Source organism: Burkholderia sp. BCC1640 (genome assembly GCF_902833125.1).
Classification (GTDB): Bacteria; Pseudomonadota; Gammaproteobacteria; order Burkholderiales; family Burkholderiaceae; genus Burkholderia; species Burkholderia diffusa.
This window is the reverse complement of sequence record NZ_CADFEF010000001.1, coordinates 420,512-441,756: the sequence shown is the minus strand read 5'-3', so window position 1 is coordinate 441,756 and position 21,245 is coordinate 420,512. Positions and strand designations below refer to the sequence as shown.

Below are 21,245 nucleotides of genomic sequence, written 5' to 3'. Positions count from 1 at the left end.
ATAGTACAGACCTGTAGCGCAGTCAACTTCCGGGTGCTATCATCGAACGCACTTTCGCGGGACAGGCGGCCTCGGCGGCCGGGCTTGGATGAAAAAGGGAACGGACACGAACGGGAGCGCGCCCGATACGCGCGAACGCATTCTGCAAACGGCGAGCGCGCTGTTCTACCAGGAAGGGACGCGGGCGGTCGGGGTGGACCTGATCGTCGCGCGGGCGGGCGTCGCGAAGACGAGCCTGTATCGGCACTTCGCGACGAAAGACGACCTGATCGAGGCGTTCCTGCTGCGCGAGGATGCGGATTTCTGGGCGCACTGGGACGCGGTGGCCGCGCAATACCGGCGCACGCCGCGCGAGGAGCTGGATGCGCAGCTGCAGTGGATCGGCGAGCGCATCGAGCGCCCCGGTTATCGCGGCTGTCCGCAGATCAACATCGCCGCCGAGTATGCAGACGGCAATCATCCGGCCCGCAAGGTCGCCGTCGCGCACAAGCAGGAATTGCGGCGCCGGCTGACGGAGCTGGCCAGCGCGATGCGGATCGACGAACCGGAAACCTACGCGCTGCGGCTCGCGACCGTCATCGACGGCGCGCTCAGCAGCGGGCAGGCGCTGCACGCGCACGGGCCCGTGCGCTTCCTGCAGGAGTTCGCGCAACTGCTGATGCCGAAGAAGGCGCGGAAGTGACGCGCATGGCGCGCCGCGTCAGTCGCGCGTAGCCGGATCCTCCGACAGCGCGCGCAACTGCCCGCGCAGCACATCGACTTCACCCGCCGCGAACGGCCGTTCGATCTCGGCGTGCGTCTGCTGCCACAGCGGGAACGCTTCGGCCAGCAATCGATGGCCGGCCGGCGTGAGTTGGAGCAGGCGGCTGCGCTTGTCGTCCGGATCCTGCGTGATCGTGAGTAGCCCGCGCCGCTCGAGCGGCTTGAGCGCGGCGGTCAGCGTGGTGCGGTCCATCGCGAGCAATGACGCGACCGATTTCATCGCGGCCGGCTGCGGCCGGTTCAGCGACATCAACAGCGAAAACTGGCCGTTGGTGAGATCCAGCGGACGCAGCACATCGTCGAAGATGCGCGCGAGATTGCGCGCCGCGCGCTGCATGTGCAGGCACAGGCAGCAATCGCGCACCATCAGCGTCGTTTCGAAAGGGAGTATTTCTTTGCGTGCCATGTTGCAATTGTGTTGATATCAACCTATTGTGTCAAGGACGAGGAGCGGCAGCCCGTCGTTCCCGCCATCGGACGGAGGAAGCATGGGTGCGCAACAGCAGTTGTATCTCGCGGTATTCCTCGGCAGCAAGGAGAGCCCGGCCATGAAGGCGTGGATGGCGTTGCCGGAGGACGAGCGGCGCACGCGGGAGCGTGAAGGGATCGCCGCGTGGCACGCGTGGGTCGAGCGGCATCGCGACGCGATCGTCGAGCTCGGCGGGCCGCTCGGCAAGACCAAGACCATCGCCAAGGGCGGCGTGACGGACACCGCCAATGCGATGAGCGGCTTCACCGTCGTACGCGCCACATCGCACGACGCGGCTGCCGCGCTGTTCGAAGGTCATCCGCATTTCACGCTGTTTCCGGGTGAAGCGATCGACGTGATGCCGGTGCTCGCGGTGCCGGGCATGTGAGCGGCGACAGGCGCTGCGCGCGCGGTCGTCGCGGCCGATGGGCCGTCGCCTGCGTGCGGCGATTTTTCCCGACATTATCGATGGAGACATTGCGATGAAGCTTTACGGATTCGCAGGCACGCGCTCGCAACGCGCGCTCTGGGGGCTCAAGGAACTGAACGCTGATTTCGAGTTCGTGTCGGTCAACCTGCTCGAGGGCGAGCACAAGCGGCCCGAATTCCTGCGCCTCAATCCGGCCGGCAAGGTGCCCGTGCTGGTGGACGGCGACCTCGTCATTCCCGAGTCGGCCGCGATCGTGCTGTATCTCGCTGACAAGTACCCGGAGAAAGCGCTGTTGCCCGTCGATCTGGCGCTGCGCGCGCAGGCGTATCGGTGGGTGATGTTCGCGGTGACGGAGCTTGAACAGCCGCTGTGGCGGATTACACGCCATTCGTTCATCTATCCGCCGGAAAAGCGCTCGCCGGCCGATATCGAGCTGGCTCGCGAGGATTTCGCGACGATGGCCGCGATCCTCGAAAAGCATCTCGAAGGGCGCGAATTCATCGTCGGCGACTCGTTGACGGTGGCCGATTGCGTGACGGTCTACCTGATCGACTGGGCGAGCGAATGCCACCTGATCGAACCGTTCCCGCAATTGCGCGCGTATCTCGAGCGGCTTTATGCGCGGCCCAAGGCGCCGCAACGGATCGCGGACGCGCGCAAGGCGGCGTGAAGCGGTGGTCGATCGTGCCGATGGCGGCGATCGACCTCGATCGCGCGGCATTGCGGGCTAGCGGTTATGACGCTTCGACGGGGCCGCCGAGCGCACGACACAGCGCCGACAAGTCGCGAACGGTCAGATGCGGGGACGGAGCACGATGCGCGGCGTGCTCCGCTTCCGGCCCTTCGTGACGCACCACCCAGGCCGCTTGAAGCCCGGCATTCAACGCGCCGACGACATCGAGGTGAAAGTCGTCGCCGACGTGGAGCAACTCCGCCGCAGGCACGCCGAGCTTCGCGGCGGCCGCATGGAAGATTTCCGGCTCGGGTTTCGCGAATCCGAACGCGCGCGCGCTGAGCGTGTCGCGGAAGAACTCGCCGCCGCCGGTCAGCTGAAGGTCCGCATTGCCGTTCGTCACCGCGATCAGCGGAAATCGCGCGCTCAACCACGCGAGCGCCGGCAACGCATCGTCGAAGAACTCGACCCGGTTTCGCGCCGAATAGAACACGTCGTATGCGCGGTCGGTCAGCGTGACGTCTTCGTTCGCGCGTTCGAGCGCAAGCCGGATCGATCCGATGCGCAGCGCACGGAAGTCGCTGACGAGGTCCGGCCGCGAGCGTTCGTATTCGTTGCGCAGCTGGCCCAGTGCCTGCGACGTGGGCACGACGTTCGCGGTATCGGGCGCGTGCGCGATCAGCCACGCATGCAGCGATGCCTCGGCCCGTTCGACGGAAGGTCCGAACGGCCACAGCGTGTCGTCGAGATCGAACGAGATGGCGGAAATTCTGGATAGACGCATGACGATGGAAGATACCACGCAGGTGCCGTTCACCACGGCCACGGGATCGAACGTCCCGCGCCGTTTTCGACGGCCTGCCGGTACAGGAAACGCGCAACGGTCAGGTCCTGCAGCGCGAGTCCCGTCATGTCGAACACGGTGATCTCGCCCGGCGATCGATCAACGGACACGGTGCCGGTAAGCACGTCGCCGATTTCAGCGCGCGGCAGATCGGGCGCCCATTGACATTCGCCGATGCTACCCGCCTGCTCGTGATCGTCCACGAAAATGCGCGCGCGCGCCAATACGCCTTCGGGAAGTTCGCGCTTGCCCGCTGTGTCCGCGCCGACGCAGGTCAGGTGGGTGCCGGGCTGAACCGCGTCCGCGTCGAACAGCGGGCCGCCGCCCGGCGTGGCCGTGATGACCACGTCGCTAGCGGCCACGGCATCGTTCCAGTCCTGTGTGATTTGGATGTCGCAGCGCTTGCGGAATGCCGACTCGAACACCGCGTCCGGTTCGCCGCTGACGTTCACATACAGCACCGAGCACCGTTGCGGCAGCAGTCTGAGCGCGTAGTCGAGCTGCACGCGTGCCTGCACGCCGGTGCCGAACACGCAGATGCGCGTACTGTCGCGGCGGGCCAGCGCCTGCAGGCCGAGGCCGCCGGCCGCGCCGGTCCGGGCGGTGGTGATCGCATTGCCGTCCATGATGCAGAGCGGACGGCCGGTGGCCGGATCGACCAGCGCGATCGTCGCCTGATGCGGCTCGCCGCCCCGGTTTCGATTGCCGGGCCAGAACCCGGCTGCCTTGAAGCCGAGCAGACCCTGGCTCGCGACGTCGCCGGACTTGATGCCGAATACGCCACCGGTATGCAGCCGTTCGCGCACGACCGGGAACACGCGCCCGGCACGTCGACTGTGCAGCACGAAGGCTTCGTGCACCGCCGTCATTACCGGTTCGGGTTGGAGGGCCGGTTCGACGGCATCCCGGTCGAGAAGAAGGAGGTGGGCGTCTGTCGGCATGGTGGCGCAGTCTGTCGGATGCGTCGCGGATCGCGGTTTTTAAATTGTGTCTAGATTTAGACAAATAGTCAATTTCGCTCGGGCGAGGGGGCGGCGGCAGTTTCACCGCTCGAAATCTGCCGCCGCACCGGTCATGGCCTTGAGGCGTCCTACCACCCGTAGAAGCGTGGCCAGGCCTGCACGGCGCCGTCGCTGCCCAGCGCGAGATATTCCGGATGTTGCGCACCGGTCGCGCATGCATGGTTCGGCAGGATCCGCAAACGGGTGCCGATCGGAAACCGCTTCGCAATCGCGGTGTCGGCCATCCCCGCGCGCGACACGATGCCGTGCTCCTGATTGGCCGCGCTCATCACGTAGTCGCCGAGCACTTCACCGTCTTCGGTACACACCTGCCCGTAGCCGAAATCCCGCGCCTGCCGCTGCGTGCCGCGATCGCGGCTCATCGCCATCCAGCCCGCATCGACAATGGCCCAGCCTTTTTCTTCCTGGTGTCCGATCACGGTGGTCAGCACCGACAGGGCGATGTCGGACAGCGCGCACACGCCGACGTTGTGCATCACGAGGTCGAACAGCACGTACACGCCCGCGCGGACTTCCGTCACGCCGTCGAGACGCTCCGCGGACAACGCGGTCGGCGTCGAACCGATGCTCACGACCGGGCAGGGTAACCCGGCGGCCCTGAGGCGTTCCGCGGCGTGCACGGTCCGGCTACGCTCCTGTTCGGCGAGCGCGACCAGCGCGTCGCGGGTGTCGTAGTCGTAGCTGGAGCCGGCATGCGCGAGCACGCCGCCGAGCGTCATTCCGCCGTCGACCAGCGCGCGGCTGACGTCGATCAGCAGGTCGTCGTCGGGTGCAATCCCCGAGCGGTGACCGTCGACGTCGACTTCGATCCAGACTTCGAAGCGCTCGCCGTGCTCGCGCCCGAATTCGGCGATGGCGCGCGCGGTCTGCAGGCTGTCGGTGACGATCTTCAGGTCGCAACCCTGCCGGCGCAGCGCGAGCGCGTGGCCGAGCCTGGCGGGAATCATCCCGACCGCATAGACGATGTCGCGTACCCCGACCGCGAAGAACTGTTCGGCCTCCTTGAGCGTCGACACCGTGATGCCCTGCGCACCGGCAGCGATCTGCGCGTCGACGACATGCCGGCATTTGGTGGTCTTCACGTGCGGCCGGAACCTGACGCCGAGCGCGTTCAGATGCGCCTGCATGCGGGTGATGTTATGACGCATGCGACCGACGTCGATCAATGCGGCGGGGGTGTTCGGAAGCGGGATGCCCATGATGCGTTGCCTCGGTGGTTTGCCGACAGCGAACACTGTAGGGTGTTGGGCAAGCAGTGTGTTTAACGTGAGCCAAATCGATCATTAAGTTCGATTTAATCTCGGGAAGCCGCTCATGCCTTGCCGCGCCACGGCGGCGGATCGAGAAATTGCGTCGCGGCTTGGAGGAAGACCCGTTGCCGCGCGGAGCGGCCGGTGCGCGACGGCAGTAGCGCGGTCACGGGCGCGGGCGGCAGATGCCAGTCAGGCAGCAGCCTGACCAGCTTGCCGCTGGCCAGCAGCGGCGCGACGTCCCACTCGGAGCGTTCCACGATCCCGAGCCCGGCCAGTGCCCAGTCGGTGACGACGGTGCCGTCGTTCGACGAAAGCGCACCCGTGACGCGAATCACCGTCGATCGCCGGGATTCGCCCTTGCCATCGCCGGTTTGCGAGAAGCGCCAGCGCGGAACGTCCTCGTCGTTTTCGCGCAGGCACAGGCAGTCGTAGCGGGCGAGGTCGGACGGATGGTTCAGTTCCTTGATGCGCCGCGCGTAACCGGGGCTCGCGCACAGGAAGCGCTCGTTGGGCGCGAGCGGATAGCCGATCCACGATGACGACTTCAGGCCCCCGACATGGATGACCACGTCGGCCCCCGACGCGCTGGTCAGCGGACTCTCCGACAGGTGCAGCGAAATTTCGAGCTTCGGATGCGCGCGTTGCACGTCACGCACGATCCGCGCGACGTACTTGCGTCCGAAGCCGAACGGCGCGACGACGCGCAGCGTGCCCTGCACGTCGCCGTGATCGCCGGAGATATTGACCGGCAGCGCCTCGACGCGCTCGAGAATCCCGACCGCCTCCTGGTACAGCCGCTGACCCTCGTCGGTCAACGCGATCCCTTTCGGCTGCCGCACGGCGAGCCGGACGTTCAGTCGTGCCTCCATCCGCTGCAGGCGGATCGTGACCGCGGGCGGGGTGAGGTCGAGCAGGCGCGCGGCGGATGCCAACGAGCGCGACGCGCCGATCGCGCGAACGAGCCGAAGATCGTCAAGGTCGAGCATTGCATGTCTCTTGATGCTGATGTTGTCGAGCATTAAACATCACATCGGATGAAGAAAGGAGCGTTACACCGCATCAGTCCACATGCGGGTTCACGCTTTTCACGTCTCGAGCCCGAAAATCAGCGATCGATGCGCACCCACGCCGGCCGCGACGCCGGACGCCGACGCGAACGTCGCGTTCGTCATCAGGCTCGACGCATCGCCGGCCGCGAACACCCCGGGAATGCTCGTCTGCTTCCACGGATCGACGCGAATCGCCGTACCCAGCGGGCCGTCGTCGAACGCACAGCCGAGCTGGTGTGCGAGATCGCTCGCCATCTCCGTGCGCGCGCCGATGAACAGCGCATCGATCGGCACGACCTGCCCGTCGGCGAGCCGCAGCGCGTCGATTCGCGGCGCTTCGCCGAGGATCTCGACGACCGGCGACCGTTCGATACGCACGCCACGCGCGGCGAGCAATGCGGCTTCCTCTTCGTTCGCTTCGACGACGCCTTGCGTGAACCACGTCGTCGGTCCCCAGTCGGGAATCAGGATCGCCTGATGCACGGAAAGCGGATGCGTCGCCAGCACGCCGAGTTGCCGGCCCGACACCTCGTAGCCATGGCAATACGGACAATGCAGCACGCTGACGCCCCAGCGTTGCGCGAGCCCCGGCAGCGCGGGCAGTTCGTCGCGGATGCCGGTCGCGAGGATCAGCCGTTCCGCGCTTGCGCGGCTGCCGTCCGCGAGCGTCACGTGAAAGCAGCCGTTCGCATCGCGCCCGGCGGTGCGCGCCTCGCCGGCGATCCGCTGCACGGTCGGATAAGCCGCGAGTTGCGCGGCGGCTTCCGCGACGATCTGCGCAGGCGGCTTGCCGTCCTGCCCGAAAAATCCGTGCGCATGGTCGGCGAAACGATTACGCGGCCGCCCGGCATCGATCACGAGCACGCGGCGGCGCGCGCGTGCGAGCTGCATCGCGGCCGACAGCCCGGCAAAGCTGCCGCCGATCACGATCACCTCATGATGGCTCTGCATGTGTTCACTCCTTTCCTGAATCCGTATCAAGCGATGAACGCGCTCCGATGGTGGTCAAGTCATGAAACGCGAGAAGTTGCATGATAGGTCGGTGATATCATTCACGCAACTTCAGAAGTTTCGAGAGTGGGAGCCAACCGTCCATGAGAACCGATAGCCGTTTGTCGCGCATGCTGCATGCGCTGATCCACATGGACCAGGCCGACGGCCCGCTGACGTCGGAGGCGATCGCGGCGATGCTGTGCACGAATCCGGTCGTCGTGCGGCGTTTGCTCGGCGGGCTGCGCGACTGCGGCTACGTGCAGTCGGAGAAAGGGCACGGCGGCGGCTGGGCGCTCAGCGTCGCGCTCGACGACATCACGCTGCTCGACGTCTATCGGGCGGTGGGCGAGCCGCCGGTGTTTTCCGATCTGGTCGCCGAGGATGCACCCGAATGCCTGGTCGAACAGGCGGTCAACGCGCATCTGTCGGCCACGCTGAAGGAGGCCGAAGCGGTGCTGCTTGCGCGCTTCGGGGAGGTCACGCTCGGCATGCTGTCGCGCGATTTCGAGGCGAAGGCGGCGCGCCGCCGCAAGCCGCGCTGACGCGCCGCAACATCGCGACCGTCATCCGATAGCCGGTAGTCCGACGCAATCCGGCGCCGCGCGAAACGCGCGCGCCGCCGTGTTCTGTCCCCCAACTTCTGCCCGGTTCGCCCGCCACAGGGCAAAATACGGGTTTTCCGCACCCGAGAGGGTGCGCCCGAATCACGCGCCCGGCGGAGGCAGTGCGCAATCGCACGCCGCCGCCCGGCGCCCAGGCAAGATGCTCGCCGTGTCGCGAGCCCACAGGAGTCCAGACCCCATGCCCGAATCCAACCTGTCCTTCTTCGGCCGGCTGTCGCTGGCCGTCGGCACGTTCTTTTCCGTGATCGGCAACCGCGAGTTCGCGGCCGGCGTGCTGCGCGTGCGCGACGGCGCGCCGGCACCGGTCGCCCCGGCGCCGGTTGCGCCGGCCCCCGCGGCGGCTCCGGCGCCCGTGCCCGCGAAGGCCCCGGCCCCCGAGCTGCGCGAAGCGAGCCCGCAAGCCGCGCTGCAACTGCTCGGCCTGCTGCAGCGCGATGCACGCTTCATCGACTTCGTCGAGGAAGACATCGCCGGCTATGCGGACGCCGACATCGGCGCCGCCGCACGCCTCGTGCACGACGGCTGCCGCGCCGCGCTGCGCGAGCATTTCACGATCGTGCCGGTGCGCGATGAAGCCGAAGGCAGCCGCGTGACGCTGCCGGCCGGCTTCGACGCGACGGCCGTGCGCGTGACGGGCAACGTCGTCGGCTCGGCGCCGTTCACGGGTACGGTCAGCCATCGCGGCTGGCGCGTGGCCGACGTGCGCCTGCCGAAGCTGACGGGCAGCCATGACGCATCGGTGGTCGCACCGGCGGAGGTGGAACTGTGAGCGATCCGCGCTATTCGATCGGTATCGACCTCGGGACGACCCATTGCGCGCTGTCGTACGTCGACAGCGCCGCGAGCGACGGCGAAAAGATCACGCAGCAGGTGCTGCCGATCGCGCAGCTGACCGCGCCGGGCGCGCTGGAGTCGCGCGACTTGCTGCCGTCGTTCCTCTATCTTCCGCATGAAAGCGAGCTGACGCAGGGCGACCTGACGCTGCCGTGGACGGCCTCGCGCGGCTTCGCGGTCGGCGAAATGGCGCGCACCCGCGGCGCGGGCACGCCGATCCGCCTCGTGTCGAGCGCGAAAAGCTGGCTGTGCCACCCGGGCGTCGATCGCCGCGCGGCGATCCTGCCGAGCGATGCGCCGCCCGAAGTGTCGCGCGTGTCGCCGCTGGAAAGCTCGATCCGCTACCTGACGCACCTGCGCGAAGCGTGGGACCACGCGCATCCCGACGCGCCCTTCGCCGACCAGGACGTGACGGTCACGATCCCCGCGTCGTTCGACCCGGCCGCGCGCGAACTGACGGCGGAAGCCGCGCGTGCCGCCGGCTATTCGCGGATGACGCTGCTCGAGGAGCCGCAGGCGGCGCTCTACAGCTGGATCCAGAAGAGCGAAGGCGGCTGGCGCAAGCAGGTGCAGGTCGGCGACCTGATCCTGTGCGTGGACGTCGGCGGCGGCACCACCGACCTGTCGCTGATCGCGGTGGTCGAGCGCGAAGGCAACCTGGAACTGCATCGCGTGGCGGTCGGCGAGCACATCCTGCTCGGCGGCGACAACATGGACCTCGCGCTCGCGCACGTGGTCGCGCGCAAGCTCGCGCAGCAGGGCACGCAGGCCGATCCGTGGCAGCTGCGCGCGCTGACCTACGCGTGCCGCGCCGCGAAGGAAACCCTGCTGTCCGACCCGACGACCGACGCGGTGCCGCTCGTCGTGCCGAGCCGCGGCTCGAAGCTGATCGGCGGCTCGATCCGCACGGAGCTGACGCGCGCGGAACTCACGCAGACGATCCTCGAAGGCTTCTTCCCGCAAGTCGATGCGGCGGCGCGTCCGGTGAGCCGCGCGCGCGTCGGCCTGACGCAACTCGGCCTGCCGTATGCGCAGGACGCGGGCATCACGCGCCATCTCGCGGCGTTCCTCGGCCGCCAGGTCGCGGCGCTCGACGCGCTCGACGGCGTGCAGCGCACGCTGCCGCAAGGCGCGACCTTCCTGCATCCGACCGCGGTGCTGTTCAACGGCGGCGTGTTCAAGTCGACGCTGCTCACGCAGCGCGTGCTCGACACGCTCAACAGCTGGCTGGCCGCCGAAGGCGCGCCGTCCGCGCGCCTGCTCGAAGGCGCGGATCTCGATCTGGCGGTCGCGCGCGGCGCGGCTTATTACGGTTACGTGAAGCGCGGCCGTGGCGTGCGTATTCGCGGCGGCACGGCGCGTGCGTATTACGTCGCGATCGAATCGGCGATGCCTGCCGTGCCGGGGCTGGAGCCGCCGGTGCAGGCGCTGTGCGTCGCGCCGTTCGGGATGGAGGAAGGCTCGGATGCGGCGCTGCCGCCGCAGGAGTTCGGCCTCGTCGTCGGCGAGCCGGTGCAGTTCCGCTTCTTCGGATCGTCGGTGCGCCGTCAGGACCAGGTCGGCACGCTGCTCGACTACTGGTCGCCTGAAGAGCTGCAGGAGCTCGAGGAAATCCAGGCGACGCTGCCTGCCGAAGGGCGCACGGTCGGCGAGGTCGTGCCGGTGAAGCTGCACGCGCGCGTGACCGAAGCCGGCACGCTCGAACTCGAGGCGATCCCGAGCGGCACGAACGAGCGCTGGAAGGTCGAGTTCGACGTGCGCGGCGCCGCCTGAGCGCGATGAAGCGCTATACGGTCGGCATCGACCTCGGCACGAGCAACACGGTCGTCGCATACGTCGAGGCCGGCTCCGACGCGATCCGCGTGTTCGACGTCGAGCAGCTGGTCGGCCCCGGCGCGGTGGCCGCGCAGCCGCTGCTGCCGTCGGTGCGCTATCACCCGGCGGCGGGCGAACTGCCGCCGGACGCGCTGCGCTTGCCCTGGGCGTCCGATTCGACGGCCGGCGCGGCCGCGGCCGGTGCGCCGCCGGCCGTGATCGGCCGCTATGCGCGCACGCTCGGCGCGCAGGTGCCGGGGCGGCTCGTCACCAGCGCGAAAAGCTGGCTGTCGCACGCATCGGTCGACCGGCTCGCGGCGATCCTGCCGTGGGGCGCGGCCGAAGGCGTCGACAAGGTGTCGCCGGTCGACGCGAGCGCAAGCTATCTCGCGCACGTGCGTGCCGCGTGGGATGCACGCTTTCCCGACGCGCCGCTCGCGAAGCAGGACGTCATCCTGACGGTGCCGGCATCGTTCGACGACGGCGCGCGCGCGTTGACGGTCGAGGCCGCCAAACGCGCGAAGCTGCCGGCGTTGCGGTTGCTGGAAGAGCCACAGGCCGCGTTCTACGACTGGTTGTACGGCCAGCGCGAGACGTTGCGCGACACGTTTGCCGCCGCGCGCCGCGTGCTGATCTGCGACGTCGGCGGCGGCACGACCGATCTCACGCTCGTCGACGTCGCGCCGGGCGACGACGGCGAACCCACCTTCACGCGCGTCGGCGTCGGCAATCACCTGATGCTCGGCGGCGACAACATGGACCTCGCGCTCGCGCGCCTGGTCGAGACGCGGCTGACCGAGCCCGGCACGCGGCTGTCCGCCGCGAGCCTGTCGCAGCTCGTCGAACGCTGCCGCGCGGCGAAGGAGCGGCTGCTCGGCGACGACGCGCCGGCGTCCGTCACCGTGACGCTGCTCGGCGCGGGCAGCAAGCTCGTCGGCGGCGCGCGTTCGGCCGAGCTGACGCGGCAGGAAGTCGAGCAGATCGTCGTCGACGGCTTCTTTCCGCAGGTCGATGCCGGCGAGCTGCCGCGCCGCGCGCGGGCCGCGATCGTCGAATTTGGCTTGCCGTATGCGAGCGACCCGGCCGTCACGCGCCACGTCGCCGCGTTCCTGATTCGCCATGCGGAAGGTCCGCTGCCCGACACGCTGCTGCTCAACGGCGGCGTGTTTCGCGCCGGCGCGCTCGCCGGCCGTCTCGCGCAGACGCTCGGCGCGTGGCGCGGTGCGCCGCTCGACGTGCTGCACAACGCGCATCCGGACGTGGCGGTCGCGCGCGGCGCGGTGGCCTACGGCCTTGCGCGGGCGGGGCATGCGCCGCGCATCGGCGGCGGCTCCGCGCGCAGTTATTTCCTCGTGCTCGACGATGGTGACGGCGACGCGGCCCCGCGTGGCGTCTGCCTGCTGCCGCGCGGTTCGGAAGAGGGCCGCGAGATCCGGCTCGAGGAGCGCACGTTCGCGCTCCAGCTCGGGCAGCCGGTGCGTTTCCATCTCGTGTCGACGGTGGCCGAGACGGCATACCGGCCCGGCGATCTCATCGAACTCGACGGCGGCGATTTCGTGCGGCTGCCGCCGATCGCGACGGTCGTCGACCGGCAAGCCGGCAGCGACGCACGCGAAACGCCGGTGAAACTCACGGCATCGCTGACCGAAGTCGGCACGCTCGAAATGCACTGCATCGCGACCGACGACGCGTCGCGGCGCTGGCGGCTCGAATTCCAGTTGCGCGGCGACGCGCCCGCGCAGGGCGACGACGCTGCGCTCGCACGCCATCCGCGTCTCGATCATGCGATCGAGCTGATCGACCGCTCGTTCGGCAGCAAGGCCGCGAACGTCACGCCGAAGGACACGCGACGGTTGCGTGCGCAACTTGAACAGGTGCTCGGCCCGCGCGACGAGTGGGACGTCGCACTCGCGCGCGAACTGTTCGACGCGTTGCTCGCGCGGGTGCGTCGCCGCCGGCGCTCGGCCGATCACGAACGCGCGTGGCTGAACCTCGCCGGCTATTGCCTGCGCCCCGGCTTCGGCCATCCGCTCGATGCGTGGCGCATCGAACAGCTGTGGCCGCTGTTCGACGACGGGATTCAGTACGTGAACGACGCGCAAGTGTGGTCCGAGTGGTGGACGCTGTGGCGGCGCGTGGCCGGTGGCCTCGACGACGACGCGCAGACGCAGGTGCGCGACGCCATCGCGTTCCTCGAACCGTCCGACGACAAGCGCCGCAAGCTGCCGTTCGACCCGGCCAAGGTCGGCCCGGCCGACATGACGCGCTTGTCCGCGTCGCTCGAACGATTGCCGGTCGAGCGCAAGGTGGAACTGGCCGAGCGTTTGATCGCGCAATTGCAGAAGCCGGCCGAGCGCACGCTGTGCGCGTGGGCGCTCGGGCGGATCGGTGCGCGACGGCCGTTCTACGGCAGCGCGCACAGTGTCGTGCCGGCCGACGTCGCGAACCGCTGGCTCGACGCGCTGTTCGCGCTGGACTGGAAGCAGGTCGAACCCGCGGCATTCGCGGTCGCGCAAATCGCGCGGATGACGGGCGACCGCGAACGCGATTTGCCGGACGAGACACGTGAGGCCGTGATCCGGCGTCTGTCGGCCGCGAATGCGTCGGCCGCGTGGATCGACATGGTGCGCGAGGCGATCGCGTTCGACGAAGCCGACACGGCGCGCGTGTTCGGCGAAACGCTGCCGGCCGGGTTGAAGCTGCTGGCGGGGTGAGCGGCGCGGCGGGCTCCGGTATCGTTCGGATGCCGGAGCATTCTGCGGCGTTGCCGATGCGGGCTGACGCTCGCCGATTCAATACCCTTCGAACAAAAAACGGCTGCCGTTGCATCGCATCGGCAGCCGTTCGTGCTTCGTGAGTCTGCCGGTCAGGTTTGCGGCGTCGTCTCGCGTGGCGACGCGGCGGATTCCACGGCGATCGCATCCGGCGCCGCCGCCCGCCGCGCGAGGTGTATGCCCGCGAGCATGCAGCGCACCGAGCCGCCGGCCAATTCGATCGTCGGCACGTCGAGCGGAAGCAGCCGCGCGGAGCGTTCGATCGTCGCGCGCTGGTCGCCCGTGAGGCAGTCGAACGCGCGCCGCGACAGCGCGAGCACGCGTCCGTCCTTGCCCGACAATTCCAGCGTATTGCCCGCGAAATTCGCGATCTGCGCGTGATCGAGCGCGATCACCGTGCGGCCCGTTTCGGTCAGGCGTTGCGCGATTTCGTCGCGGCGCCAGCGGTCGGCGATCAGGTCGAGGCCGACCATCGCAAACTCCGTTGCGACGCTCATCATCACGTTCGTGTGATAGATCGGGTTCCCGTTCGCGTCGGCCGTGTCGAAGCAGATCGGCTCGAAGTTGAAGTGCGTGCAGAAGCGTTCGAGCGCGACCGGATCGGCGCGGCGCGAACGCGCGGTGTACGCGATCCGCGCGACGTGGTCGAGCACCATCGCACCGGTGCCTTCGAGGAACACGTCGTCGTATTCGAGCCCCGAGTAGTCGATCACGTCCTGCACGCGGTATTCCGCCTTCAGCATCTCGACGATGTCCGCGCGCCGCTCGCGGCGGCGGTTCGGGCTATGCATCGGAAACAGCGCGACATGCCCGCCCGGATGCGTCGAGAACCAGTTGTTCGGGAACACGGAGTCGGGCGTGTCGCGCTCGCCGTGGTCGTCGAACACGTGCACGCGCACGCCTGCATCGGCGAGCGTCCGCGCCGCGGCCGTGACTTCGTCGCGCGCGGCGGCCGACACCGACGGCGCGTCGTTCGCCCCGGCGGCGGCCGTGCGCTGGAAGGCGTTGTCGGCCGCGGTCTGCGGGTTCGGCAGGAAGCGGTGCGGCCGGATCATCACGACGGCGGCCGGCGCCTGGATCGATACGAGATTCATGAACGGTGAGGGCGAGAGGCGGGAAGCAGGGCGGCGCGCACGCCGCCCGGGATGACGATCAGCGCGCGAACGCGGCGACGGCTTCGGTCACGAAGGCCGCGTGACCCTGCGCGATCGCGGCCGGATCGTCGATCAGCGCGAACAGGTTCTTCGGATCGACGGCCGGCGGAATCAGCGCGATCTCGACGCCCGCGTTGTGCTGCTGAGCGAGCGCGTACAGGTAGCGCAGCGCCGAGTAGTCCTCGAGCGCGAAGCCGACCGAGTCGAACACCGTGACTTCGTCCGCGCGTTCGCGGCCGGCCGTCTCGCCCTGCAGCACGCGCCACAGCTCGGTCACCGGAAAGTCGGTCGGCATCTGCTGGATTTCGCCCTCGATGCGCGACTGCGGCTCGAATTCGACGAACACCCGGCCCGCTTGCAGCACGCCCGCCTCGAGCTCGGTCTTGCCCGGGCAATCGCCGCCGACCGCGTTCAGGTGCATGCCGGGCTCGATCATGTCGGCGGTGATGATCGTCGCATATGCCTTGTCGGCGGTGACGGTCGTCACGATGTCGGCGCCGCGCACGGCGTCGGCGGTCGACGCAGCGCGCACGACGCGCAAGTCGGGGTAGGCGGCGAGGTTCTTCGCGAGCTTGTCGGTCGCGAGCGGGTCGACGTCGAACACGCGGATTTCCTCGATGCCGAGCAGCGTATGGAACGCGATCGCCTGGAATTCGCTCTGCGCGCCGTTGCCGATCAGCGCCATCGTGCGCGAGCCGGGGCGGGCGAGCGCCTGCGCGGCCAGCACCGACGTCGCGGCCGTGCGCAGCGCGGTGGTCAGCGTGAGTTCGGCGAGCAGCAGCGGGTAGCCGGTATCGACTTCGGCGAGCGCGCCGAACGCCATCACCGTGTGCATGCCGCGCGCGGCGTTGACGGGGTGGCCGTTCACGTACTTGAACGCGAACAGCGATGCGTTCGCGACGGGCATCAGCTCGATCACGCCGTCGCGCGAGTGGCACGCGACGCGCGGCGACTTGTCGAAATCGGCCCAGTGCAGGTAATCGGCGCGCAGCGTGTCGACGAGTTCGCGCAGGAACGTCGTGACGCCCGTCCTGGCGATCAGTCGGGCGGTGGCGGGAACGTCGAGGAAGCGGGTCATCGGTTTGTCTCCAATTTTTGCCGGTACGGGTGTCCTGCCGTCCTGGTCGAGCGGGGCGGGCGCGTCGGCCCGGGCCCCGGCTCCATCAAAAGCGGTGTCGCGGCGTGTGCGGCCGGGCGATGGAGTCATTATTTCCGTGAGTCGAGCCAACAAAAAGACGGCAAAAGTGGCAGATTTATCGATAGAATTGGCAGATTGCTGGCCGTATCCGGCAGTTTGTGCAATCCAGGCTGGTCGAAATGCGCGCCATCCGGCACGCTGGCAGCCGTCTCACGTTCGACAGGAAGGTCCGTTCATGATCACGCTCGACGACGTCGACCGGCAGCTCATCGCGCTGCTGCGCGACAACGCGCGGATGCCCGTCGTCGCTCTCGCGAAGGCGTTGCGCGTCGCGCGCGCGACCGTGCAGAACCGGCTGACGCGGCTGGAGAAGAACGGCGTGATCGTCGGCTACACGGTGCGGCTCAAGCCGGCGGTCGAGCGGCACCGGATCCGCGCGCTGATGTCGATCGCGGTGCAGGGCAATCGCGGCGCGGAAGTGGTGAAGGTGCTGCGCGGGCATCCGAACGTCGCGTCGATCCACAGCACCAACGGGCGCTGGGATCTGGTCGCCGAGCTGCACGCCGATTCGCTCGAGCATTTCGATCGCGTGCTCGGCGCGATCCGGTTGATCGACGGGATCGCGAATACGGAGACGAGCATTTTGTTGTCGACGCACAAGGCTTAACCTGCGCGCTTCGTCACCGCCCGCGGAAACGTCAGCACCACCGCGAACCCGCCTGCATCGGGAAACGCGAACCCGACACGCCCGCCGTGCGCCTTCATCACTTCCTGCACGATCGCGAGCCCGAGCCCCGACCCGGTTCGACGCTCGCTGCCGTCCGGCGCGATCCGGACGAACGGCTGCAACGCCGCGTCCCAATGCTCGCGCGGAATCCCTCGCCCGTTGTCGGTGACGGTCAGCGTCACCGCTCGATCCGCATTGCCCACGCTGGCGACCGACACGACGATGTCGTCCGCATGCCCATGCAGCAGCGCATTGTGCAGCACGTTCGACAACGCCTCCTGCAGACTGATCGCATCGCCGTCGATCCACGCATGCGGCGCGTCGCTCGCGAACGCGACGGCCACGTCGCGCGCGTCCGCGAGCGGAATCGTGCGGCCCAGCACGTCCTTCGCGAGCGCGACGAGGTCGACGGGTTGCAGCGGCACGACCTCGGTGCGATGAATCACCATCGCATGATTGAGCAACTGCCCCGTCAGGCGGCCGACGTCCGAGCAGGTCGCGCGCAGCGCATCGAGCCGCGCCGCATGGCGCGCGGGATCGACTTCCCCGTCGAGCAATTCGATCTGTGCGTCGAGGCGCGCGAGCGGCGTGCGCATCTGGTGCGCCGCGTCGGCGATGAAGCGCTGCATCGCGTTGATCCGCTCGGCGAGGCGGTGCATCAGTCCGTTGATCGACCCGATGATCGCGTCGATCTCGCTCGGCGTATCGACGGCCACCGGCCGCAGATCGGCCGGATCGCGCGCGGCGATGATCGTGCCGATCTGCGCGAGCGGGCGCAGCCCGCGCCGGATCGCGAGGCCGCTCGCGCCGATCGCGAGCACGCTCATCAGCAGGATCAGCGTCCACACCTTGATGCTCATGTCGTTCGTCAACTGCTGCCGCGCGTTGGTTGTCTGCGCAACGGTGACGAGCGCCCAGCCCGGCGTGCTTTCCTCGGGCATGTAGCGTGCGATGGTCGCGGTGCGGATCCGGTGCCCCTGGTAGACGGCGTTCGCGAATGCCGGGCCCTGCTTCGCGGCGGCGAGCGTCGCGGGGCTCGCGAGGTCGTTGTAGCCGGCCACGACGACCCCGCGCGAATCGACGACCTTGTAGTAGACGAGGTCGTAGCGCGACAGCGTCGACAGCGCGGCGACGGGCGGGTTCAGCGCGAGCACGCCGCCCTGCACGTACAGGTTCTCCGCGACCTGGATCGACGCGCCGGCGAGCAACTGGTCATACGCGCGTTCGGCCGCGACGCCCGCGTAGTAGCGCGCGATCGCGGCAAGCGCGAGTGCGCCGGTCGCGACGACGAGCGCGATGAACAGCAGCGTGCGCCCGAACAGCGTCTTCGGGAACCAGTCAATGCGCTGCAATCTGATACCCCATTCCGCGCGCGGTGCGAATCTCGACCGAGCTGCCCTGCAGCTTCCTGCGCACGCGTGTCACGTACTGCTCGACCGCGTTTGCGGTCGGCTCGTTGCCGAAGCTGAACAGCTGGTTCAGCAATTCGTCCTTGGAGAAGATCCGCTGCGGGCGGCTCGCGAGAATCTCGAGCAGCGCGAACTCCTGGCGCGACAGCGACAGCGGCTGGCCGTCGAGTTCGGCAAGCCGGCTGCTGCGGTCGATCACGAGGCCGCCGAGCGTCAGCACGTCGTTCGCATGGCCGCTGTTGCGGCGCAGCAGCGCCTGCACGCGCGCATCGAGCTCGCGATAGTCGAACGGCTTCACGAGATAGTCGTCGGCGCCGAGGCCGAGGCCGCTCACGCGGTCGTCGATCGCGGAACGCGCGGTAACGAGCAGCACCGGCGTCGTGCTGCCCGATGCGCGCAGGTTGCGCAGCACCGCGAAGCCGTCGAGGCCGGGCAGGTTCGCATCGAGCACGACGAGGTCGAAGCGCTCGACGCGCAGCAAGCCGTTCGCGGTCGAGCCGTCGGTTTCGAGATCGACGGCATGGCCGAGCCGCGTGAGGCGGCTGCGGATCGCCGCGCCGATTTCGGCATCGTCCTCCACGACGAGAATGCGCATGGTGCCGTTTGCAGGTAGATGAGTTAGGGGTTTTCCCGGGGCCGGGATGTCAGCATTTTCTCAGACTCGCTCGATAACCTGTGTTCAGCCGGAACGAGCGATGACGGCATTAATACCTGAGGAGACGGCAACATGCAGCATGTCACGGGCACGACGAAGGCGCGGCCGAATGCACGGCGAAGCCTGAAGCGGGCTGCCGCGTCGCCGCTTGCCGCCCCCCATACGCAGGCATGCGCATGATCACGTCGCCACGCCGCCGCGCGTTGCTCGCCGCCGGCCTCGGCACGCTTGCCGCCCCGTCGCTGGTGCGCGCGAAGCCGCGCACGGTGCGGATCTCGAAAGGCTATGGCGTGCTGTACCTGCCGCTGCTCGTGATGGAGAAGCAGCGCCTGTTCGAGCGTCACGCGGCGCGGCACGGCCTGCGCGAGGTCGCGGTCGACTGGGTGCTGCTCGACGGCGGCAATTCCGTCAACGACGCGATGATGGCCGGCACGCTCGATTTCGCGGGCGCCGGCGCGCCGGGCTTCATCGAGCTATGGGCGCGGGCGCGCGGAATTCCGAACGTCGAGGTGATCGGCATCAGCGGATTGTCCACGACGTCGCTGTCGCTCAATGCGAATCGGCCGGGCCTCGCGTCGCTGCGCGACTTCACGCCGTCGGACCGGATCGCCGTACCGGGCATCCGCACGTCGCTGTCGGCGGTCGTGCTGCAGATGGTCGCGAGCCGGCAGCTCGGCGCGAAGCATTTCGCGCAGCTCGATTCGATCACCGTGAACCTGCCGCATCCGCAGGCGATGCAGGCGCTGATCCGCCGCGAGAACGGCGTCACCGCGCACTTCACGTCACCGCCGTTCTCGACGCTCGAGCTGCGGCAGCCGGGCATTCATCGCGTCGTGAATTCGGTCGACGTGCTCGGCCCGCTGACGCTCGACGTCGTGTTCGCGCCGAAGCGGCTCGTCGACACGGAACCCGCACTGGCCTCGGCATTTCTCGGTGCACTCGACGAAGCGAACCGCCTGATCGCGCAGGACCCGCGTGCGGCGGCCGCGCTGTATGCGGCCTCGTCGGGTGTCGGCGTGTCGCACGACGACGTGATGCAGATGCTCGCCGCGCCGGACACGCGTTTCTCGGTGCGGCCGAACCAGCTGATGGACTACGTCGAATTCCTGTATCTCGCCGGCACGATCAAGGCGAAGCCGCGTGCGTGGCACGAGATGTTCGCGCCGATGCTCGACGACTACCGGACCGGCTGATCGTCGCTGTCCGCCGCCGAACCCCGATTTCATCGAACACCCCTGCGCCCGCGCGTGCATCGCGCGCGGCGCCGATTCAACCGACAAGCAACCGATTCACGGAGGAGCCCGCAGTGAATACCACCGAAACCCTGGACCCCGCGTCCGCCGAAGAGCAGCGCGTCATGTCGAAGATGGCGCGGCGCCTGATGCCCATCCTCGTCGTGATGTTCCTGATCGCGTTCATCGACCGGCAGAACGTCGGCTTCGCGAAGCTGCAGATGGTGCACAGCCTCGGGATGACCGAGGCCGCGTTCGGTCTCGCGTCGTCGCTGTTCTTCATCGGATATCTGCTGTTCGAGGTGCCGAGCACGCTCGCGCTGCATCGCTACGGCGCACGCGTATGGCTCGCGCGGATCATGCTGACGTGGGGCCTCATCACCGTGCTGATGGGCTTCACGACGTCGATGCCCGCGTTCTGTTCGCTGCGCTTCCTGCTCGGGATCGCGGAGGCCGGCTTCTATCCGGGCGTGATTTATTACCTGACGCTGTGGTTTCCGCAAAGCTACCGCGCGAAGGTGCTCGGCATCTTCACGCTCGGCAGCGCGCTCGCGAACATGCTCGGCTCGCTGGTCGGCGGCGTGCTGCTGAGCCTGAACGGCGTGTGGGGCCTCGCGGGCTGGCAGTGGGTGTTCGTGGCGACGGGCATCCCGGCCGTGATCGTCGCGATCGTCGTGTTCCGCGTGCTGCCGGCGTCGTTCCGCGATGCGCCGTTCCTCGACGAACGCGAGAAGCAGATCGTCGCGGCCGCGCTGGAGCGCGAGAAGCCGGCGAAGGCCGAGCATGCGCAGCCGTTGAAGGCGCTGCTCGATCCGCGCGTGATGCTGTTCGCGGCGACCTACATGCTGATGTCGACGTCGTTGTACGGCGTCACGTACTGGCTGCCGACGCTCGTGAAATCGTTCGGCGTATCGAGCAGTACGAACGGTTTGCTGAGCATGCTGCCGTGGGCGCTCGCGGTCGTGCTCCTGCTGTGGCTGCCGTCGAAGCTGCGCCGCGCGAAGAGCATCCTGCGCACGATCGCGATCGTCGCGGCGCTCGGCGCGCTCGGCTTCCTGCTGAGCCTCGTGTTGCCGTCGACGCCGCTGCGCTTCGTCGCGCTCGTGCTCGGCGGTGCGTGCATCCCGCTGCTGTATCCGTGCTTCTGGTCGATGCCGCCGCGCTACTTCACCGGCGCGCGTGCGGCGGCGAGCGTCGCGGCGATCAACTCGATCGGCAACCTCGGCGGTTTCTTCAGCCAGAACCTGATGCCGTTCGCGGGCAAGGTGACGGGCACCGCGTTCGGTCCGATGATCGTGCCGATCGTATGCCTCGCGCTGCTCGGGATCGGCGCGCTGGTCGCGTGGACGCGTTCGGAGCGGGGGATGGTGGCGGTGCGGGTGTGAGCGG

General features: G+C 68.4%; 20 protein-coding genes. 10 read left to right on the top strand and 10 right to left on the bottom strand.

Annotated features, from left to right (window positions below):
- Positions 1–88 precede the first annotated feature (88 nt).
- A complete protein-coding gene (locus HWX25_RS02040; protein WP_059702824.1) occupies positions 89–682 on the top strand; it encodes a TetR/AcrR family transcriptional regulator in 594 nt (197 codons plus the stop codon).
- Positions 683–700: 18 nt separating this feature from the next.
- Here HWX25_RS02040 and HWX25_RS02035 read toward each other — a convergent pair whose 3' ends face one another.
- Positions 701–1,168, bottom strand: a complete 468-nt coding sequence (locus HWX25_RS02035; protein ID WP_175906752.1) for a MarR family transcriptional regulator — start codon at positions 1,166–1,168, stop codon at positions 701–703.
- Between the two features lie 82 nt (positions 1,169–1,250).
- Between HWX25_RS02035 and HWX25_RS02030 the strand changes: the two genes are divergently transcribed.
- Positions 1,251–1,619: a hypothetical protein gene (locus HWX25_RS02030; protein ID WP_175906750.1), complete on the top strand. Its 369-nt coding sequence runs from the start codon at positions 1,251–1,253 to the stop codon at positions 1,617–1,619.
- Positions 1,620–1,713: 94 nt separating this feature from the next.
- Positions 1,714–2,331: a glutathione S-transferase family protein gene (locus tag HWX25_RS02025; RefSeq protein ID WP_175906749.1), complete on the top strand. Its 618-nt coding sequence runs from the start codon at positions 1,714–1,716 to the stop codon at positions 2,329–2,331.
- A 64-nt stretch (positions 2,332–2,395) separates the two neighbouring features.
- Here the strand turns inward: HWX25_RS02025 and HWX25_RS02020 are convergent, their stop codons facing one another.
- The 5 genes from HWX25_RS02020 to HWX25_RS02000 all read right to left on the bottom strand — a co-directional run bounded on the left by HWX25_RS02020 (position 2,396) and on the right by HWX25_RS02000 (position 7,453).
- Positions 2,396–3,118, bottom strand: a complete 723-nt coding sequence (locus HWX25_RS02020; protein WP_175906747.1) for an HAD-IA family hydrolase — start codon at positions 3,116–3,118, stop codon at positions 2,396–2,398.
- A 29-nt stretch (positions 3,119–3,147) separates the two neighbouring features.
- Positions 3,148–4,119, bottom strand: a complete 972-nt coding sequence (locus tag HWX25_RS02015; protein ID WP_175906744.1) for an ornithine cyclodeaminase family protein — start codon at positions 4,117–4,119, stop codon at positions 3,148–3,150.
- 149 nt (positions 4,120–4,268) lie between these two features.
- Positions 4,269–5,399 (bottom strand): DSD1 family PLP-dependent enzyme, encoded by a 1,131-nt coding sequence (locus HWX25_RS02010; RefSeq protein ID WP_175906743.1) that lies wholly within the window; start codon positions 5,397–5,399, stop codon positions 4,269–4,271.
- Positions 5,400–5,512: 113 nt separating this feature from the next.
- Complete coding sequence (locus HWX25_RS02005; protein WP_059818611.1) at positions 5,513–6,472, bottom strand: LysR family transcriptional regulator; 960 nt, start codon at positions 6,470–6,472, stop codon at positions 5,513–5,515.
- A 66-nt stretch (positions 6,473–6,538) separates the two neighbouring features.
- Positions 6,539–7,453, bottom strand: coding sequence for an NAD(P)/FAD-dependent oxidoreductase (locus tag HWX25_RS02000; protein WP_059818612.1), 915 nt, complete (start codon positions 7,451–7,453; stop codon positions 6,539–6,541).
- A gap of 143 nt (positions 7,454–7,596) precedes the next feature.
- Here HWX25_RS02000 and HWX25_RS01995 point away from each other — a divergent pair, with 143 nt between their 5' ends.
- The 4 genes from HWX25_RS01995 to HWX25_RS01980 all read left to right on the top strand — a co-directional run bounded on the left by HWX25_RS01995 (position 7,597) and on the right by HWX25_RS01980 (position 13,481).
- Positions 7,597–8,037: an Rrf2 family transcriptional regulator gene (locus HWX25_RS01995; RefSeq protein ID WP_059601208.1), complete on the top strand. Its 441-nt coding sequence runs from the start codon at positions 7,597–7,599 to the stop codon at positions 8,035–8,037.
- Positions 8,038–8,296: 259 nt separating this feature from the next.
- Positions 8,297–8,887 (top strand): DUF2760 domain-containing protein, encoded by a 591-nt coding sequence (locus tag HWX25_RS01990; protein WP_175906741.1) that lies wholly within the window; start codon positions 8,297–8,299, stop codon positions 8,885–8,887.
- On the top strand, positions 8,884–10,725 hold the full coding sequence (locus tag HWX25_RS01985) for an Hsp70 family protein (RefSeq protein ID WP_175906740.1): 1,842 nt from the start codon (positions 8,884–8,886) through the stop codon (positions 10,723–10,725). The genes HWX25_RS01990 and HWX25_RS01985 overlap by 4 nt, the downstream gene beginning before the upstream one ends.
- 5 nt (positions 10,726–10,730) lie before the next feature.
- Entirely contained in the window at positions 10,731–13,481 is a 2,751-nt protein-coding gene (locus HWX25_RS01980) for an Hsp70 family protein (protein WP_175906739.1), read from the top strand.
- 152 nt (positions 13,482–13,633) lie between these two features.
- On the opposite strand, the gene HWX25_RS01975 is transcribed toward HWX25_RS01980, so the two are convergent.
- Positions 13,634–14,635: an arginine deiminase-related protein gene (locus HWX25_RS01975; RefSeq protein WP_175906738.1), complete on the bottom strand. Its 1,002-nt coding sequence runs from the start codon at positions 14,633–14,635 to the stop codon at positions 13,634–13,636.
- Between the two features lie 58 nt (positions 14,636–14,693).
- On the bottom strand, positions 14,694–15,773 hold the full coding sequence (locus tag HWX25_RS01970) for an ornithine cyclodeaminase (protein ID WP_059818617.1): 1,080 nt from the start codon (positions 15,771–15,773) through the stop codon (positions 14,694–14,696).
- A gap of 295 nt (positions 15,774–16,068) precedes the next feature.
- Here HWX25_RS01970 and HWX25_RS01965 point away from each other — a divergent pair, with 295 nt between their 5' ends.
- On the top strand, positions 16,069–16,500 hold the full coding sequence (locus HWX25_RS01965) for an Lrp/AsnC family transcriptional regulator (RefSeq protein WP_175906737.1): 432 nt from the start codon (positions 16,069–16,071) through the stop codon (positions 16,498–16,500).
- On the opposite strand, the gene HWX25_RS01960 is transcribed toward HWX25_RS01965, so the two are convergent.
- Together HWX25_RS01960 and HWX25_RS01955 are read right to left on the bottom strand one after the other, a co-directional pair.
- A complete protein-coding gene (locus tag HWX25_RS01960; RefSeq protein ID WP_175906736.1) occupies positions 16,497–17,912 on the bottom strand; it encodes a sensor histidine kinase in 1,416 nt (471 codons plus the stop codon). The genes HWX25_RS01965 and HWX25_RS01960 overlap by 4 nt on opposite strands.
- A complete protein-coding gene (locus tag HWX25_RS01955) occupies positions 17,899–18,564 on the bottom strand; it encodes a response regulator transcription factor (RefSeq protein ID WP_059532061.1) in 666 nt (221 codons plus the stop codon). Before HWX25_RS01955 ends, HWX25_RS01960 begins: the two co-directional genes overlap by 14 nt.
- A gap of 236 nt (positions 18,565–18,800) precedes the next feature.
- Between HWX25_RS01955 and HWX25_RS01950 the strand changes: the two genes are divergently transcribed.
- Together HWX25_RS01950 and HWX25_RS01945 are read left to right on the top strand one after the other, a co-directional pair.
- Positions 18,801–19,817, top strand: coding sequence for an ABC transporter substrate-binding protein (locus HWX25_RS01950; protein WP_175906735.1), 1,017 nt, complete (start codon positions 18,801–18,803; stop codon positions 19,815–19,817).
- Between the two features lie 113 nt (positions 19,818–19,930).
- Positions 19,931–21,241, top strand: a complete 1,311-nt coding sequence (locus tag HWX25_RS01945) for an MFS transporter (RefSeq protein ID WP_175906734.1) — start codon at positions 19,931–19,933, stop codon at positions 21,239–21,241.
- Positions 21,242–21,245 lie beyond the last annotated feature (4 nt).